Source organism: Leptospira ognonensis (genome assembly GCF_004770745.1).
GTDB classification, from domain to species: domain Bacteria; phylum Spirochaetota; class Leptospiria; order Leptospirales; family Leptospiraceae; genus Leptospira_A; species Leptospira_A ognonensis.
Map to the genome: position 1 here is coordinate 94,194 of NZ_RQGD01000020.1, position 19,223 is coordinate 113,416.

Genomic DNA, 19,223 nt, shown 5'->3' on the forward strand with positions numbered 1-19,223 from the left:
GATATTATGAACCTAAATATTTCCGAATGGAATCTGCAAGAGTATCATAAATCCACTTGAATTTGGCAGGATCTTCTTCTAAAAGCGTAACTCTAAAACCATTTCGTGTGCAACAAAAGGAACTTAACGGCACTACACATATCCCTGTAGAGGCAAGTAGATGTAACACAAATCTTCTATCTAAGGCCGCTTTTGCAAGAAGAGGTTCGACATATTTCTTTACCTCCTCGTTTGGAATAGGCAATGTCATATCGTCTTTTAAAGCACCATCATCAAATAAAACGGTTAGGTAAAATGCACCCTTTGGTTCGATCACTTTTACACCACGTATACCCGCGAATGAAAGTGTCGCATTATGGGCTCTCAATTTGAATTTTTCATTTCTTTCTTTGAGATGAGGCAAAAATCTTGGATGTGAATAAACCCTTGGAATAGAAAGCTGAGGCAATGTCGTTGAACAAACTTCTAACATCTTTGCATCTAGCAAACTTTTGATATATCTTTCAAAAACTGGATCATTTTTTCGATTGAAAATTTCTAACCAGCCGCATCTAGCACCTGGCCAAGGAAATTCTTTGGAGATAGACCTGAGGGCAAAGCCACATACCTTATCCCCAATAACCTCCGATAGATGGACCGAGCCCCATTCTGAATAATTTACATGGGCATAGGTTTCATCACAAATAAGTATAATATCATATTTCTCACATATCTTAACGATCTCGCGCATGACATCCTTAGAATAAACTGCGCCAGTTGGATTATCAGGATTGATCAGTAAGATTCCGGCAATGGAATCATTGTATTTTATTTTATTTTCTATATCTTCAAGATCAGGCATCCAATCATTATTTGGATTTAGATCATAAGTTAGATGCTCATATCCAGAGTGTGCGGCTTCCGCAGAAGAAAGAGTAGAATACGCTGGCGATGGTCCGAGTATCCTTGCTTCTCTTCTCATAAATCCAAAAATTTTTGCAACCGCATCGCCTAGGCCATTAAAGAAAAGGATGTCGTCAGAAGTGATTTGTGCACCACCTCTTTCATTCACTCTCTCACTTAAAAACTTTCTTGTGCCTTCATCACCTTGCGTTGCCGTGTAAGCCCATGAAACATTTTCCTGAACTAATTCTTGTACGATGGACTTCATCCAATCGGGGACGGACTCTCCCTTCTGGATAGGATCTCCAATATTTTCCCAGGTGATGGGCACACCCAGAGCTTGGATTTTTTTTGCAATTCCGACAATTTGGCGGATTTCATAAATCAGTGCGTCTGCACCTGAATGTACAATGTTTCTTCTCATGATGGTTACTGAACTTATTTCCCTTTGCGGTAGCTAAGCTCCACTAAAGGGATGGATAATTCCAACTCTTGGGCCTCCCTCAATATCTTCAACCGTAAGACTCCACCGAGTCCTACCAGCCCGACCTGCTCCCTCAGATCATTGATATTGCGGACCGTCATCGCGTTGGCAGCCAGTATAAAATCATACCTATGCAGACCGCCTTTCTCCGCGGAGGAGGCAGGTTCAATATCGTATACGAGCACTCCGATGGCTTCCTTGGGGATGCCTAGGGACTTTCTATGGTCCGGGAGGGGGATGGTAGCCATCACACCTAGGGTCGCAGGGCGTATGTTTTGACCGACATTCTGCTCGATTTGTCGCAAAACTTTCTTGGCATAATTGATCGGAATGGCAAATCCAATGCCTGCACTCGCCCCTGTGCTGGAACGTATCATTCGATTGATTCCGATCACTTCCCCATAAATATTCAATAGTGGGCCACCACTCGATCCTGGGTTGATCGCCGTATCAGTTTGGATGTGTGTTTGGCCTGTCTCATCCAAGTCTTCACGGGATTTTGTAGAGACAACTCCGACCGTAAATGTTTTTTCCAGACCGTAGGGTGATCCAACGGCGATGGCCCAATCCCCTACTTCAATCTCATCAGAATTGCCCAGGAAGGCAGGAACAAATTTGTCATCGCTTGGAATTTTGAGAAGGGCAATGTCAGCACGCTCGTGGCTTCCTACATACCTTGCGGGAAAAATTCTTCCATCAGGCATGATGATTTCTATGATTTCTGCATCTCTAATGACATGGTAATTTGTCACAACAAAACCGCGTTCATCGATGACAAAACCACTGCCGAGAGAGGAAATTCTTTCGTCCTTCGTCTCACCGAACGCATACGGATGGAAAATCATCTCTGTTTTTTTGGTCCGGATGGAGACGACAAATTCTTGCGCGACTCTGTAAACATTGCGAAAGCTATTTTGTAATTGGATGGCTTGATTTTGTTTGCTCGCGGAGATCGGCTTTGGCGTGGCAAATAATTTAGTAACACTAGATCTTATCTCAGGAAAAAAAAGTACAAACAAAAGAAAGAAAAGAAGGCTGAAGTTAAGGTAGACGACTGTTGGAATCGAGTATTTTCTTTCCATAGAATGCTGATCTCCCCACCATGCTCCCCCTCTCTTCTCTTATGTCGAACCAAAAAGGCATTTCTCAAACTCCTGGCACTTTGCCTGATCTTTAGCTTTCTAGGCTGCATCCCGTATTTATTTCATGTCGGCTCAGAGCAAGGTAGAATCCTCTGGCACAGACAAAAAATTGAAAATATCATTTTGGAAAACAAACTAGAGGAAGACTCACTTCAAAAGTTAAGATTGATAACAAAAGTTAGAGAGTATGCGATCTCCAAACTCGCATTAAATGAAAAGGGAGGATTCAAATACTTTACCAAACTAAATCGCGAAGCGATCGGATGGAATGTCAGTGCCTCCGAGCCATTGTCATTCACCTCTTATACCTGGTGGTTTCCGATTGCGGGAACAGTGCCCTATAAGGGTTTTTTTGATAAAGAGTACGCAATCGAATTAGAAAATGAATTAAAAAATCAAGGACTTGATACCCGTATTCGAGTCATAGGTGGCTATTCTACTCTTGGTTGGTTCTCAGATCCTGTGCTATCTCCACAACTAAAATGGGATGAACATTTGCTAGTTGGTCTCGTATTCCATGAGATGGCTCACGCAACTGTTTATTTACCTGGAGATAGCGATCTGAATGAGTCCTATGCAAGTTTTGTAGAAGAAAAGGGTGTTGAAAGTTACTACTTAGAAACAGAAGGCACCAAAAGTAAGTCCTTGGAAAAAATTTATAAAGAGAAGGAATCCAAAAAGCAATCTTTGTTTTTATTAAAAAAATATGCCAGAATGCTTGATCAAGTATACAATTCTAATTTGTCATCCGAGGAAAAACTAAAGTCTAAAAAGGAAATCATCCATGCTTTTAAGGAAGAGATATTGAAAATAGGAATCATTTCCGAAAAAAAAACTGAAGAGTTTCGAAAACGGGAATGGAACAACGAGGACTTTCTTGGTTTTCTGCGCTATCATTCCGGCGTAAAAGGTTTCGAGACAATCTTTCAAAATGTGAATCGTGATTTCAAAACCTTTCATGCAGAGATCAAAAAGTTATTTGATTTATCTCCTGAAGAAAGAAAAAGCTTCCTTACTCCCGAAGAAGACTTTTAGCATTTAATTGTCCTCTATGATAGCACTTGTGTAAAGTCGATATCCAGTCCAATACCGATCCTCAGGAGACTCAACTCTTGCTGCTTCTTTGGCCTCATCAAGACGGACTTGGATGGGTTTACGTCCTTCAAATTTCTCAAAAAAACGTTTTGTAAATTTTATATTATGGGAACCAGTCTGAATTCCCGAATGAAGCAAATACAAATCTTGAACATTCGTTCCAACAAAATAACTAAGGTTAAAGAAATCATTTGAATAAAAAGTTTTCTCGCCTAATTTATTGTTCGCAAAATAAGTCATTCCTCTCTTAGCATTTAAGGAAATTTTCCCTATAGGGGAATCTGCATATTCTACAAAACTATTTTGATTCCAATCAATTTTCTGATTATCTATATTTGTTGACTTATTCTCTCTTTTTGCTCCCAATTCCCAAGCGATTAAATCTAATCTAATTTTTTCGTCTGGCCCGAGCTTAGTTGAATCGTAATTCAAACCTGGCACTCCGTCATAAACATCAATTTTCGATTTCTTCAAGAAAGGATTATCAATAAAATTTGAAATCGATGAAACGTGGTAAAGTTCGATGTCTGGGAAATTGATCGGTACCTTAGCGTGAAACCCACTCACATATAAATAATGTCGTCTACCTTTCGCTAAACGAATCGAATTCCTATATCTGTCGGAGACGGAATCTCTAAGGAGAGTCTCAAGCCCTCCTAATTCTGATGCCACAAAATATCGCAATACGTCTCGGGTAACCTCTTTATTATCTACGAATAATTCGCGACCACTTGATTTATTTTCCATAAAACTCAAAGTATATGTTTTTTTACCGACATCAATCAAGGCAGTTAGCTCTTGATTTTTCGGAAGTCGTTTCTTTAGTCTCTCGCTATATAGATCAAATCTGGGCAAATCCCTGATAAATACCTTCTCACCGAAATAACGTTCACTATATGATCCCAATCTATCTCTAGCAATGGCCACATCGAAAAAAGTTTCTGAAGAGTTTTTTTGTAATGATTGCTTGAGCATATATAGAAAAACAAAATCAAGCTCTGTTCTGAGATTCTCACTTAAGTATTCACTTTTTAGAGTTTTCATTAGTTCATTAAGTAAGGGAATATAATTTTCAGGGGAACTCGATTTTATCTTTGGATAGAGCGATGATATCTCGCTTTTAAAATAATAATCATCCGGATTTCCCTTTTCAAAAATATAACTAGTCTTATACTTTAAATTAGTATAGTAATCATCTAAAAATGAATTTCCAAATCCGATATCTTCATATTCTTTTTCAAATTGCGTTATCAATTCATCAGCAGCCTCAATCTCACCGCGTAGATATAATTTTTCTGCTTGTAGTAAACGAAAAGTCAAAGCACGCATAGGTCTTTTCTCCGACGTCTCTTCTTTTAAAAGTAAACTAATAAGAGCATTAACCTCATTTTTCTTTTGCAGTTCAATTGATCTCTTTAACAACGAAAACATGAGTGTCCGATTCAAATGGGATAACTTTTCAAGTACGGACGAGCCAGAAGTAAGATATTCTGGAGTGAGCATTAATGGATCAAAATATCCTTTGTTCTGTTGGTCTTTCCACCCTTCATACATTTTCTTTCGATACAAATCATAGATTGAATCAGCATATCCGAATTTCGTAAATTCCCTGGAGTATATTTTCTGATCATATTCTTTCCAAAGCTTGCGAAAACCCAGGCTATAAGCTGACGTTGACGTTAGGTTCGTTAAATGAATTCCTTTATCACCAAATAACAATCCTTTATGAAATAAAATTTCTAGTTCCCTATTCTTTGTTATATTCTTCTCTTTTGGAGTCTTTGCAAATTGATAAGATCTGGACAGTTCTTTCTCGGCCTCCTTAAACAAATAATTCTGAATATAAAGAGTACCCAGGCGATAAGATTGTATGAATTGATCTTCATTTGATTCGAGTTCCGCGCGTGCTTTATTAAACTCTGCAATTTTACTTACTTTTCCAAATCTAAGACTTGTATAAAATTGAAACGCTTTTGCATATAGAACTCCGGAGGATCCTTGCCAGGATTGTTTCAATTTTTCACATTCTCGTATATCTTTATCGCTATAACAGCTTACGAAATATTGGTATCGAATCCTATTCTGCAAATCATCCTCGTTATATTTTTTCAATAACGGTTCATAAAAAACATGCTTTGCAATTGAAGGGAATAACTCAACTTTCAAATTCGCTAGTTTTAATTCCAACTCAGGAAGACGAGGATCTGAGTTTTCGAGCAAGGTAGATGCCGTATAATACTGATTATATGCTTCCGTGTAATCCTTATCCTTTTCAAATAGAGAACCTTTCTTCAAAAACTCTTCTAAGCGAGCTTTTAGGTTACCCTTCCCCTCATTACTTTGCCAATTTCCGAAAAGATAAACAGATGGATTGCGATTCAAAGAAGTTAGATCTGGCTTACCAGAGAGTAAAGCGTTCTCAACATCCTTCGAGGAATAGGATACTAAATTCTGGATGCGTTTAGATCTCAATACCTCGTATAAGTAGCCAAGACGATTCCAGTCAGACTGAGCTTTCATTTCATCAGAATGTAAACCAACGATAGATATTTCGGATCCTGATGTGGAAAAAATCTCTCTCAGTGGTAATCTTTGTGATATTTCATCCCCAAACAAACTTCCGCTCATTTTTCTTAACTTCGAGGATACTAAAATATCTGTATCATATAACAACGAACCGAGTTCATCAGTTGGAGGTATCCTTACATTTGAAGAGGAGGATTCAATTTTCTTATCCGCCAATAATGTGGTCCATTTCCAATTGCGTTCGTTCTTTTCATCAAAAAGTTTTACATGGCTTCTATCAAAAATAAATGAAATCGATTTACCATCGAGGAGTAGGAATTTTTGTATCTCGTCAACATCTGCCTTGGAAAAATCAGAACCTATACCTTGAACGAAAATTTTTTCAGGTATAATTTTTAAGCCACATGTATTTAAATTTGTTGGTTCACAAAGTCTAATTTCCAGTTTTGATTTTTGACTCTGAATGAATAAGCTATCTCTTCCCCATTTATAAATACCAAGCCAGGCATCTGGGAAATTTATTTCTGGTCTTTCATTAGGATGGAAAAAAGCAAACCTTGCAGGACTCATTTCCTTAATTTTTGCGAGTAATACAGGAAATTTTTTATTCTCCCTGTCACGAATGCCATTGATTTGGACAATATTCTCTCTACGCTGGGTTTTTTCCTCTAATGAAGAAATTATTTTTTTATAATTTTTCATCCATTGAACAATATCCGCATAAGCTAGATTCAGTTTTGAATCTTCAAATTCAAATTGAGAACCCATGGCATCACGAAATAAATAAATGTTTCGAATCTCTTCCCAAATCGAGGGAATGATTTCATATTTCTCATTAACAAGGTAATAATCACTCAATAAATTTCCAAATTTATCTAATGATGTTCTTCTAGAAAACAATCTTAATTCTGGTTTTGACTGCCAGGCATTTTCAAGCTCGGTCACCACACTCTTAATCTGAGAAGATCGTTCTACTTTGGGGATAGATTTTCTTCGAAGTAGCAGTTCCAATTTTAAATTATTAATCCAAAAAGATTCTTCCTCTAAACGAAATTCATACGCTAACTCGGAAGCCTCTTTTAACTTTCGATCAGACAATAAAATGTCACCCAACCTGTCATAGATCGCTGCAAGATTGTAGAGCAATCGGATTCGTTCTTTACGTTTCAGTGGATCACCTGCCAGGCCAATTTCACTTGGATTTACCTCTCCCGGATTTTCTAACAGTTCCGCAGCAGTAGCATAGGATTCCATTGCATTCTCCTTGGATGAATCTCGTATTAACTCACCTAAATAGTAATAGGCGATACCTTTTGTAATATCATATCGAATATTACTTCTACGAAAGGAAAGCTCACAATCTACTATAGCACAATTTCCTATATATGCCTGCTTCCATGAATCTAATTCCGAAATTAATTTCCTTACCTTACTAAGTGCTTCTTCCTTCCTATTTGCATTTGACTCAACAAAGGAAAATACGGACGCAGCATAGCCCGAAAAAACTTTCTCCTTTGGATCTTTATTCTCTGGCTTTTTAACGAGCTCAATAAGTTCTTCAAAGGACTCGACTGCCAAATCTGATTCTCGATTTTCGTAATGAATTTGGGCGGCGATTTGTTTTGATTTTGCCAAAATCGATCTCCCCATGATCGTTTTGTCTAAAGATTTATCTAAAATAAAATTATTTCGTTTTTCTAACTCTGATAATGCGAGACTGTATTCTCTTTGTTCAATATGATTTTCAATTCCGACACCTAGGCCGAGTAGGTATTTGAAATCGTCTGGAAATTCGCCTGGGAAACGCCCCTCACCTATCACTCGAGAATCAGCAGACAATAAAAAATTCCAAAAATAAACCGATTTCAAGCGAGTAAGAAAATTAGGTCTAGACTTTTCGTATTCCGATTTGGCTAAAGTTAACATTTCATAGGAATTACGGAAACGTCCTGCTTTCTGAAAAGCAATTGCCAAATAATTATACAAGTTGATGGGATTTACAAAATTTATCCCATTATTATAGGCGATTGCGGTTTGAAAAGAAACTATAGACTCAGCGTACCTTTGACTTTCAAGTTCGGAAAGACCTTTCAATGAAAAAAGTAAAGCCAACTTTGACCTCACATTGGCTAGTTTATCTCTATTTACTTGGCTATCCTCAGATGCCTGTAAATTGACAGCTTGATAATATTCATTTTTAAAATAAAGTTGTATGGATAATTCAAATTGTTCAATGGCTTTAGTATATAACCCCTGATAAATTAGAGACCTTCCAAAATTATAGCGAAATACCGCCTCCCTTCTATATCCTTCAAATTGATTTTTAGATAAAAGTAATTTCGAAGTCTCCTCAACCTTTGTATATCTTTCATTTGCCTTCGGATAATTATTTAATAAAAAGTAATTATTTCCAAGATTTAGATTCAAGTCAGACAAAACTTTCGGATCGGTTTTACCCTCATCCAAGAAGACTAGAATTTGTGAGTATAACTCTACATTTCCTTCTAAGTTTTTTTCAGGAAAAAATCTTTTATACAAGGAAAGATACATTTCTTCATCAGTTTCCGAACTCGTATCCGTTTTTCTGAGCTTGATTAGATCTATATATTGGTATAACCAGCCTAACAGTTGATACGCATCATAATATGTGGGCTCCGCAAAGATGATCCATTTCAATTCCCATTCTGCTTTTTTATAATTCTCCAATATTTCTTTTTTACGAGCATCCGTCATCGTATCAGTCGCATAGTAGTAAGATTCATAGATGACATATTTATTTATTAAAAAATAAGCATACCCATAGAGTGTTGCTAAATCCAGATGAGGTCTAGCCCTCGGAACTGCTTGTTTATAATATAATTCCGTCCATCGAAGTGCTTCACTTGATAAAACTTCGATTTGTTCTAGGTCTTTTAAATCAACAACACTTCTCAAATATTTATTATCGGTAACAACTGATGTTAAATCTGTTATGTTTCCAATTACGTTTAACTTATCCTTACCAAGAATATTCAGTTGGTTTAATAATGCTTTCTCTTCCTCTTCTCGTAACTTCTTACCATAATCAAATATCGTATCTACCATTTTGCGTTGGTAATATACGGCATATTCTTTGTATAAAGAATCTAAATACAAATTTCTTGTCTTAACAAGAAACATATTTTGATTGTTAAAAAAATAATGAAAAGAAGACTGAAGTAGATTGCCTAGTCTCTCGAATTCCAAGGCTTTATTCTCAAAATAAAGAAATGCATTTTGGATTTCTTCAACCTTCAAATCAACACCTAAAACTGGATCGTAAAACTCTAAATAGATTTTCATATTTCGTAGCGCATCCGAAGTATTGCCGAGCGATTTTTGATTTTGATATTTGAGTAAATTCGATCGTAACAATATAGGATTTTTATACGCGACTTGGAATGCAGTCATTTCAAAAATTGTAGGTTTACCTGGTGGTTCGAGGTCGATATTTATAGGAATCGGAACTATTGAGTCTATTACTGTATTTGATTCCGCGAATTTTCGTGTCTCGGCAAGTGCTTTCGCCTTCAAATACTGCAGCGTTGTTTGGATTAATACTTCCTTCTGCATTTCAGGATTTTGCAAAAGGTCTGTTGTCCACGCAATCACTTCCTCAGGATTTCTACCTGATTCAATTTTTGTTGTCATGTCTTCTAGAGCATACCGTAAATCTCGTTTGCTATCAGTTGAAAAAGGAACCTGTGGGTTTTGTAGAAAACGCTCTTTTTCCCGATGCCAGTTTGCAAGGATCAAACGGTAGACATTCGGAATGGATTTAGAATCTTTTGTAAATTCATAGCCACCTAATCTTCTTCTTATCTCTCTGATTTGATGGTAATCTGGGAACTTTTCATTCAACTCAGCAATCAAGTGCGATGACAATTGAGACATGCCTACGTGTTCATATTCGTCTATCAGAATATGCATTAGAGAGGGAATAGTATCAAGGGAAACAGTTTCAGAGTCCACAAGAGATATGTATTTTTTTAATTCTTCATTGCGTGAACTTGGATTTCCAAGCAACCATCGACCATATCCAATTTCAAATACAGAATTAGGGGAAATTTTTTGGTTTCTCATTTCTAAGAATATAAGCTTTGCCTCAGATGATTTCCCCATTTTTTCAAAAGCCTGTGCCTTTAAGGCTTTTGCACGTGCGGAGTAAATAGGGAAAAGTGGATCTTCCGAATGAAATAACTCAATCGAATCAAGACCCAAAAAGTAAGAATCTAAACTTTGTTTATCCTGAAATGCTTTTGTATACTGATACTGCTCGGCGATAGAGTTTTGTCTGGGTACAGATCCATTTTCTGGGATAAAATAAATGTTTATAGAATTAAAATAAGGAGCAGAAAAAAGAATCGAACCGCCATTAAAATTGGAATACCGAACATCAAAGTAAGAAGCTTCGCCCGAGGAAAGGACCCTTTCTCTACCCGTTTGTAAATTTCGCATAACAAGTAAATTTGTATCTCTTTCATCGAGTCGACCGTTTAAATTTGTATCAGTTCTAATAGAAGAATAGTAAAGAAATGAATTTTTGGCATCAACAGAAGGAGAGTAATCTAAGTAGTTATTTTCAGTTAAACGAGAAATCGACTTATCCGATAATCTCAATTGATAGATTTCGCCTCTCGGATCATCTTTGTACGATATGTAGTAAACATAATCTCCTTTGGCAGAAAAAGAGGGATTCACTCCTCCATCTGCTGTTAGCTGAAAAATTTCTTCAGGTTTTCGAGGATTGATCACGACAAGATTTGGCAATCCTGGTGAAAACCTATCAGAAACAAATAATACATATTTCCCATCAGGAGACCAAACTGGATCGGTATCGACAATCTGTTGTTTACTATATTCCCCCTTCGATTTTAAGTTTGTGAGGTTGATGGTGTCCTGGTTTATAAATCGATTGCCTTCCAGTAGTTCTTTTGTCCATTCTTCGATATCCATTTCGAGGAGTATTAGATCCCCACTTGAATCAAATTCCTCAGATACATAGACCAGATACTTTCCGTCAGGCGAAATGCTCGGCTTCGATTCGGAAAATGGGCTATTCGTAACAGGAACTACAACGGAGCTTTGAAGATCTCGAAACCAAATATCATAATTTCCTTTTTGATCGGTCGCATAAAATAGATAGCGACCATCGATCGTTGTAGAGTTATATAAGTTGTTACCTCTTTGCACAGTTAACGGAAACGGCTTGGATTGATTGGGAGAAAAATAGTTATTCGAAATGGCTTTATAGTCAAAGGTAACAGGTGCTATCTTTACAGACCTTTGTAATAAATTACATTGAATTAAAAAGAAAGTTACTAATTGGACGAATAGGATTGAGCCAGTGTATTTCATTCACAAACGCTCCCACTTACCGGCATTCGCTTCAAAGTATTCTCCCTTTGTAACAAACTTTTGGTATCCATCTACTAGACTTTGCTTAAAAATTTTCAGCTCATCTTCTTTTTTTCCCTTCTTGCGTTCGGCATCAACTTGCTTTTCTATAATGATTTTCCTAGATTCATTGATTAAGTTAAGAACATCATCAATTCGTTTTCGCTTTGATGGCAAATCATACTGGCCAAAGAACGGGGAGGCGCTCGCTAGAGGATTGTTTTTTAAAACTCCACCGTAACCCTCACCTATCATTCCATGAGTCTTATATTTTTTTACTTCAGGTGCTAGATAATTCAATCTCATCAAATGACCCGAAAATTCAGGATCTTCACCGCCCGAAGGAGAGACAGATTTCGAGGAATTCGATCCAGATGAGGATTGAATCGATGAAACGAGCCATCCATCCTTCTCGAGATCCCTGTCTTCACCTATCATTTGTTTCTCAGCCGCCGTTTGTGCGTTAGTGATAGTAAATGGTGGTACTTTAAAGTTTATCAATGCTTGGCAATGAGTAAGTAATAAAGGAATGAATATAACAGAAAATAATTTCATAATTTGCCTCTTATTGGTAGGATTGAATTTCAGATTGTGCACGTTTTAGAAAGTTTGCCAAAGGCATCCGTTGCTGAGAGATTTTGCTATCCTCTAAATTTACAAATATAGATAAGAATGACCTTCTAAAAAATACATCTGCATAAACAAGCCCTTTGGATAAAGATACATCAATTTTATTTACAGAGTAACTATCTGCAATTCTATCAATTAATAAATTCTGTTGTGAAATCACATTGAGTGCACTCTTGCCAAAATCACTCCCGATTTGGAAAATGTAAAAAAACAAATCCATATTCGCGACTGGTTCCGTTAAATTTCTTACGGAAATGTTTAAGTCAGCTTTTATTTTTCCATCTTCTATTTTATCTCGAATCTTTGGTGCCATCAATTGTTTAAGATCAATGTCACGAATTTGTAAATTGCCACGAAACTCCATGAACGCTGGATCTCCGGAGCCAACGTTAAAAACCATATTTTTGCCGAGTATCAATCCATCTAAGGAGTATGCTTTTAAATCATCAATCGTGGCGTAATTTTCTCTATAATCAATTCTTGCTGTAAAACCAGGAAGCGCACCTTGTTTTTTCACATATTCAAAAGGAAGATCGGGAATGCTTGGATGAGTTCCTATAACCTGGGCTATCTTTAAATTTGGTTCTGCGGTTCGACCATAAGTTTTAATAAAAACAGATTTATCGCCCACGATTAGGCTTTCTTGTTTTTTCCAGGCGAGGTTGTGTTGGAAAGGAATATTTGCCTCCATATCCTCTACAAGAAAAACACGACAGTCGACCCCAGGACATTTTTGATTCGTTTGATGGATGTGTGAGTGGTCGGATAGTAGTAGTCCAGAGATATCAAAATCTCGTACTTTCGCTGTTAGATCCAAATTTCCCATAAAGGAAATGCCTTTTAGTAGATATCGTTTTTCCTTTGAATTGATTTTAAGTTTCGTATCAATGGAACCAAAATAATTGCCAAATGGTGCTTTAACATCCCCTTGTTTTTCAGTCAGTATCCCTTTTAGGTTTAGCGAAATGACTTTTTGATATGCCGTGATAAATACGTCATTGATCGTTATGGTTTTTTCTTTGTTTTTCGAAATACTTGCATCTAACTTAACATTCAAATCTTTTAATTCTAATCCAGGTATCACTCCAGTAAGGTCTAATTTAAATTTTTGTCCCAACTCATTTAATGTGATGTCTGATTTTATATTCAGAAGAGGCTCATTCCCTACAATGCTCTGAAGAGGCGCAATTTTTTCTTTTAAAACTAAAGGGAGAGTTTGCAAAAGATTTGAAATACCAAGTCCGATGCTTGCTTTTGAAGTTTGAATGCGAGTGGCATTGGGAGAAAGAGAGAGACTTCCAACCACGTCAACTACCAAGGCTTTCCCACCTGCAGTTGTTTTCTGTAATAGATTCAAATTGGAAATCGAAATCGCAGAAAGACCAAAAGGTTTATCAAAGGCGAGACCGAGATTACCAACCAAACTCAAACGTGAGTTCGGAGACCTAGAACGATCAATCGCATACCTAAATCCCTCTACTCCTAAATCTACATTCAATGGTAAGTAGGAATAATCCAGTGCACTTATTTCTATTTTTGCCTTTGCTTTTCCTCCCACAATGGAAGTAAATTCACCTAAATTTAAATTCTCCACATTTAACAACAAATTTAAAAACTTTGTTTTTTCATAAGATGCTATGAGTGATAATATGATATCATTATAAGTTAACATTAATTTTTCGATCTGGAAAGTCTTAACAAAAGGCAGAGGATCCTTCGCCGTTTTCTCATTCTTTGTCAAAAAATCTAAACCCGAATTTGCATCTATAACAACTGTTTTGATGTTGTGTTTCTTTCCATTGCCATTTGCAAAAAATAAATTATTCCCGCTTAAATTTAAGTTAAGCAAGACGTCACTCCATGATCCTTCGATTGAAGTATTCGCGAGACTTAAATCCCCACTTAAGGAAATGGGAGGAAGAATGCCATTCAATTGGCCGATCAAACGACTTAAAGGTGCTAAGTGAATATTTGACTCAGCTACTTTTATGGAAACTTTCGGTTCTGGTGTTTGGATAAGTTCCATCTTTCCAACAAGTGAAAGCCAGGTATCTCCAAGGATTTTGAGGAAAAATCGCTTAAAAATCAATTCGTCTTTATCGGGAAAGTATTCTATATGATGATTGAGAGAGACACCAAATTGGATGGGTTTCTTTTTGTATTCGAGTTGAATTTGATCTGAGCCTATGTTGGATGAAAATAAGAACAGGGGATTTTCTGATCGGTTTTTCCAATCGAGAAGAAGGCTGAGAGGGATCGTTTGCTTCCAATTAATGTCCTCCGAATCTATTTCAATAGGTAATGACCTATTGGGATTTAGTGCCAAATAAAAGTTATCTATTTGATCCAGAATTTCAAAGTTTAAAGGCAAGGTGGTAAAACGGTTTGTGATTAGATCCAAACGGAGATTAAAATCATACACATCTGCAAGAATTCTTTTTTCCGACTCTTTCCAATAACGTAAATGGAACTGGTCAATGTTTATATGTGCCTCTGCAAGGAGTGGTAGATACGTCCGAATCTCCTCTAACGGTGGTGATGTTTCTGCAGTGGGCTCTATGTTAGGACTCGTTACCTTCGCAATACGTGCGTAGTTCCAGATACCGTTCCGTTCATGTAAAAAGAGAGTTCCCGACTCAATCGCTACCTCACTGATTTTTAGCTTCAGATAAAAGAGGGATAATAAATTGTAGCGCACGGCAAGTCGTTTGGCTTCAAAAAGAGATTCATTCGGGAACTCATTTTTTATTTTGAAACGAATGGAGTTTGTTTCGAATCCGAAAAAAAGGGAGAATACTTTCGTATCGATCTCTAGTTCCGCATTGGTATAGGTTTCTACCAATCGGGGAAGCAAATAATCCGCCGAATAGACGTTAAAGATAGATTTATAAATTAAAAATAGAGATAAAAGGAGACGGAACCAAGTTTTCGTCGCGATCCGATGCAAATTTTCCAGAAATAAGGAACCCACACTCGAGATCGCTCCAATAGGTTTTAGTATTCGAAAGAGTCTTCCGCCTCTTCCAGAGTTTTGTAAATCTCAAAAACGCTGGAAAGTTTCGTGATTTCCATCAGGTTTTCGATGTCGGAATTTAGATTCGCAAAGACCAATCTTCCGTTTAAACCATCAATATGCTTATATATATTCAAAAACGTTCCTAATCCAGCTGAATTGATAAAGGGAACCTTTTTCAAATCAATGATAAATTTAGGAACTTGGCCTTTCTTGATGTACTGTTCAATTTTCTCGGACAGTTCAAATTCATTTCCGGCTTTGATGGCACCCTCAATTTTAATGATGTGCACGTCGTTTTTACTCGTAACTTTGATTTTCATAACCCTTCGGTAGGTGGTATAGGCGTAAAAATGCTCGAAAAAAACGACTTTGTAAAGCAAATTTTTATGCAGAGCGCAATAAATCTCGCCGGCGTAAATAAAGGAGTCGAATTCCCTTCGAAATCAAACTTCTGATTTCCTTTCTGGAAAGCCCTAAGATCAGTGAGATCTCGCGCTCAGAAAAAAAACATTTGTTAAGTGCTTTGTCCCGAAGGACAGCCCATTCTTTCTTCTTTTTAAGATACCATCTTCTTTTCTCATTATCTAGACAATCGAGTAAAAGTCGAGTATAACGTACGACTCTAGCCGAATACGTATCTATTTTCTTCAGATGCTTTTCCTTCTTTTTGTCATAGATACGCTCAAAATTAACATAATTTCTATCGAGTTCTTTTAATCGCCATTCCATGGATTTTCTATGCTTACCGATCATAGGTAAATCGTAGCGAAGCGCTAGCACCAAACCTACCATTGGTGGCATAGAATCTAGTTGGAATTGGATATTCTCATGGTCATACTTCTCAAAGAACAACAAAGTATCTTCGTGGTATTTTTTCTCCTGCCAAAGCTCAATATATTCTACATTGCTATCCAACTTTTTTGATTTTCTGGCAGCATTTCGAAAGAGATTGAAACCATAGGTCACAAAGAAGCCTAGCACAACTTCTGCATCATACTTAAGTGACAATTTCCACATCTCTTTTAGCTTTTCAAGAATTGCCAAAAGGAGCTCCGATCTTTCATCCTCGCTCATTTTCCGCTTCTTGGAAGTTTTCTCAACCATCCAAATGGGAAGTTCTGATTGTAACTCACTGAAATTCCCTGAAATCCGAGTTTCTAAAATAATCTTTTTAACTTGTTCATCTGATATTTTTGGTAACATGAGTTAATCATTCTCAATCCAAAAAAAATCATACTACTTTAACCGACACCATCATTTACTAACGGAAGAAATGCGAACTAATTTGGAAGTAAGGCGAACTTATCGCTATTTTTTGTATTTTCGAAAGAGGAGTAGAGATGTAGCAAGCGCAATGTGAAACAAATTAAACCAGGCATAAGGTAAATAGGCAAATGTCGATATTTTTAGCGAGGTTGCCATAAATGCTCCACAGCTATTCCAAGGAATGAGAGGTGAAGTGATAGTCCCTGAATCTTCCAAGGATCTGGACACTTCCTTCCCATCGATATGATATTCTTCTGCTAAATGACGAAATGCCCGAGCCGGAACTACAAGGGAAAGATATTGATCAGCGGTTGTTAGATTTAAAATGAAACTGGAACCCATACTTGCAAGTAGAACATCCCACTTGACATAAATCCATTTTTTCATCAGAGTTAAAATTTCTGACAGATAACCCATTCCTTCCAAAATTCCACCAAACCAAACTGCTGTTAATATCAGAATTTCCGTTGGCAGTATGGCAATGATTCCGCCACCTCCTAGTAAGGCATCTACGTTGGGATTTCCAGTTTCCGGATAGAAACCAAAGAGGAGCGATTTTCCCATATCGGTTAGTGGCGCACCTCCAAGATAAGTGAAAAGCATGGAGGAAAGGATTCCAAGGCTCAGGGAATAGACAGCTTTTAAGCCGAACATCGCAGAGCCAAAGACAAGAATTACAGGAACCATATGGTATGGTTGAAAAGATAAGTATTCACTTGAGAAGAATTGATTTAAAATATCATTTTGCACCACGAGAAGAGGAGGATTGTAAAAATTCCAAAGAGCATAGGCAATCAAACATAAAAGAAAGCTTGGAATTGTCGTTTTCATCATATAGCGAATGTGTGTGCCTAAAGGCACACCAGTAAGGGAGGAGGCAAGGTTTGTCGTATCAGAAAGAGGAGATAATTTATCACCGAAATAACATCCTGAGACAATGGCACCGGCGCAGATTTCAGGCGAAAATCCTAAGATATTTCCTACTCCCATCAGTGCCACACCGAGCGTGCCTGCGGTGGTCCAAGAAGATCCAGAGATAACAGCGGTAATGCCACAGAGGATCGTTACTCCCGGAAGAAAGGTGGGCGCAAATAAAATTTTCGTTCCGACAAAAATCATGGAGCTAAGAATTCCTGCGTTTGCCCATGATCCAATGAGCATTCCCACAAATAATAAAATCAACATCGCTGGCAAAACGGATAAAAAATTTCGCCAAAGAGATTGTCTCAAAAGACTCTGGATGTGGTGTTTTCTAAATCTTTGCAGTAAGGCGACAAATCCTGCCAAAAACAAAGACAGTTGGTGAGATCCATATAACGGATCCGAGGTGAACACGAATCGAAATAGGATCACAAAAATCAAAAGGTAAATTAACGGAGAAAGGGATAGGAGGACCAAAGCCCTTTCTCTTCGTTTCATCTAAGAAAAGAAACGCATTTGCAAGAAATAGATCGAAAATCCGAAAAGAAATAATATCCCGCCCCAGGAAAGTAGATTCATCAACGGACCTGGACGATGCTCTTTGGGAATGTCTTTTCCAAATAAAATAAAATGATGGATGAGTGCAAGGATCGGTGCATTTAAGAAGGAGACAGTTGTCGCAAAATCGACAAGTCCTTTCATACTCGTTAAGAAAAACCCGAGAATCAGGACTGATCCCATACCTACGACGAGGATCAAAATCCAATACAATTTTTCACTACTAACGGCCTTTAAACGAGGAAAAACCCTTTGACTGGCATTGGTAACCACACGCGGATAGGCATCGAAACAAGTTAGCGTGGTTGAAAACATGGTAAAAAAGGCAGCAATGAGAATGATGGGATACGACCAAGATCCTATCGAAGCAGTATAGAGTTCGATTAGCTCGCCCGCAAAAACGGCAGCATTTCCAGAAAACTCTTTTCCCGTATTGTACATCATATTGGCACCTAACGTCAAAAAGAAGACGGCAAGGATTGTAGTCCCCCAGTAACCAATGTTAAAATCGAGCATGGCCCATTTCATGGGAGGAAGTTCTCCATTTTGTTCCTTTTTAGCGAGAGTCCAATCCGATTGCCAAACTGCAGCTTCAATGGGAATGGGCATCCAACCCATCAAGGCAATGAGAAAGGAAATATCGACAGCATTTGCCAAGGAAAAACTCCTTCCTGGAGTTGGAACTTTTGGGACATGGGCAGCGAAAGAAAAAATTACAGCAAGGATGGTAGAAAGTGTGAGACCCACGACGATCCACTTCATCAGTCGATCCAATGCGGAAAACTTTCCGATAAAAAGTAAACAAAAACAAAAGGATAAGATGAGACTGCAAAGCACCCATGGCTCAACCTGGATGCCGAGTATGATTCCTAAAAGTCCCGATGTAACCAACGTTACCGTCGAGACAATCACACACATGGTACCGGCGGAGATGATAAAAAAGATCCAGATCGGGAGGCGACCCAAGTTCTCATAACCATCTAAAAGTGATTTTCCAGTGACGATGGTATACCTGGTCCCAATTTCAAAAAATGGATATTTGATGATATTTGCAAAAATAACGACAGCTAACAGCTCGAAGCCGTAGACCGCACCTGCCCGAGTGGACTGGACGAGATGAGAAACTCCTACAGCGGCACCGGCGTACATAAGGCCTGGACCTAAAAATTTAAAAAAGGAAACTTTGGAAATGGGCATGATATTTCAGAAAAACGTTAAGGCTCAGGTTTGGAAAATGAAATTTTTTGGACATAAAAAAACCCCCGAGAGTTTCCTCGCGGGGGCCTTC

The 19,223-nt window shown here is 37.7% G+C and carries 10 protein-coding genes; 1 reads left to right on the top strand and 9 read right to left on the bottom strand.

Annotated elements, in window-relative coordinates; genetic code table 11:
• Positions 1-4: 4 nt before the first annotated feature.
• Positions 5-1,306 (bottom strand): pyridoxal phosphate-dependent aminotransferase, encoded by a 1,302-nt coding sequence (locus tag EHQ58_RS05645; RefSeq protein WP_135622900.1) that lies wholly within the window; start codon positions 1,304-1,306, stop codon positions 5-7.
• Between the two features lie 14 nt (positions 1,307-1,320).
• Positions 1,321-2,448, bottom strand: a complete 1,128-nt coding sequence (locus EHQ58_RS05650; protein ID WP_135622901.1) for a S1C family serine protease — start codon at positions 2,446-2,448, stop codon at positions 1,321-1,323.
• Between the two features lie 3 nt (positions 2,449-2,451).
• Between EHQ58_RS05650 and EHQ58_RS05655 the strand changes: the two genes are divergently transcribed.
• Positions 2,452-3,543, top strand: a complete 1,092-nt coding sequence (locus EHQ58_RS05655; RefSeq protein WP_135622902.1) for an aminopeptidase — start codon at positions 2,452-2,454, stop codon at positions 3,541-3,543.
• 3 nt (positions 3,544-3,546) lie between these two features.
• Here the strand turns inward: EHQ58_RS05655 and EHQ58_RS05660 are convergent, their stop codons facing one another.
• The 7 genes from EHQ58_RS05660 to EHQ58_RS05690 all read right to left on the bottom strand — a co-directional run bounded on the left by EHQ58_RS05660 (position 3,547) and on the right by EHQ58_RS05690 (position 19,132).
• On the bottom strand, positions 3,547-11,505 hold the full coding sequence (locus EHQ58_RS05660) for a biopolymer transporter TolR (RefSeq protein ID WP_246047184.1): 7,959 nt from the start codon (positions 11,503-11,505) through the stop codon (positions 3,547-3,549).
• On the bottom strand, positions 11,506-12,099 hold the full coding sequence (locus tag EHQ58_RS05665; RefSeq protein WP_135622903.1) for a DUF1318 domain-containing protein: 594 nt from the start codon (positions 12,097-12,099) through the stop codon (positions 11,506-11,508).
• Positions 12,100-12,109: 10 nt separating this feature from the next.
• Positions 12,110-15,145 (bottom strand): LIC_11026 family protein, encoded by a 3,036-nt coding sequence (locus EHQ58_RS05670; RefSeq protein ID WP_135622904.1) that lies wholly within the window; start codon positions 15,143-15,145, stop codon positions 12,110-12,112.
• A gap of 23 nt (positions 15,146-15,168) precedes the next feature.
• Positions 15,169-15,510, bottom strand: a complete 342-nt coding sequence (locus tag EHQ58_RS05675; RefSeq protein ID WP_002989181.1) for an STAS domain-containing protein — start codon at positions 15,508-15,510, stop codon at positions 15,169-15,171.
• A 64-nt stretch (positions 15,511-15,574) separates the two neighbouring features.
• Positions 15,575-16,393: an RNA polymerase subunit sigma-70 gene (locus EHQ58_RS05680; RefSeq protein ID WP_135622905.1), complete on the bottom strand. Its 819-nt coding sequence runs from the start codon at positions 16,391-16,393 to the stop codon at positions 15,575-15,577.
• A gap of 105 nt (positions 16,394-16,498) precedes the next feature.
• Positions 16,499-17,875: a Na+/H+ antiporter NhaC family protein gene (locus EHQ58_RS05685; protein ID WP_135622906.1), complete on the bottom strand. Its 1,377-nt coding sequence runs from the start codon at positions 17,873-17,875 to the stop codon at positions 16,499-16,501.
• On the bottom strand, positions 17,876-19,132 hold the full coding sequence (locus EHQ58_RS05690) for an NRAMP family divalent metal transporter (RefSeq protein ID WP_135622907.1): 1,257 nt from the start codon (positions 19,130-19,132) through the stop codon (positions 17,876-17,878).
• Between the last annotated feature and the right edge of the window lie 91 nt (positions 19,133-19,223).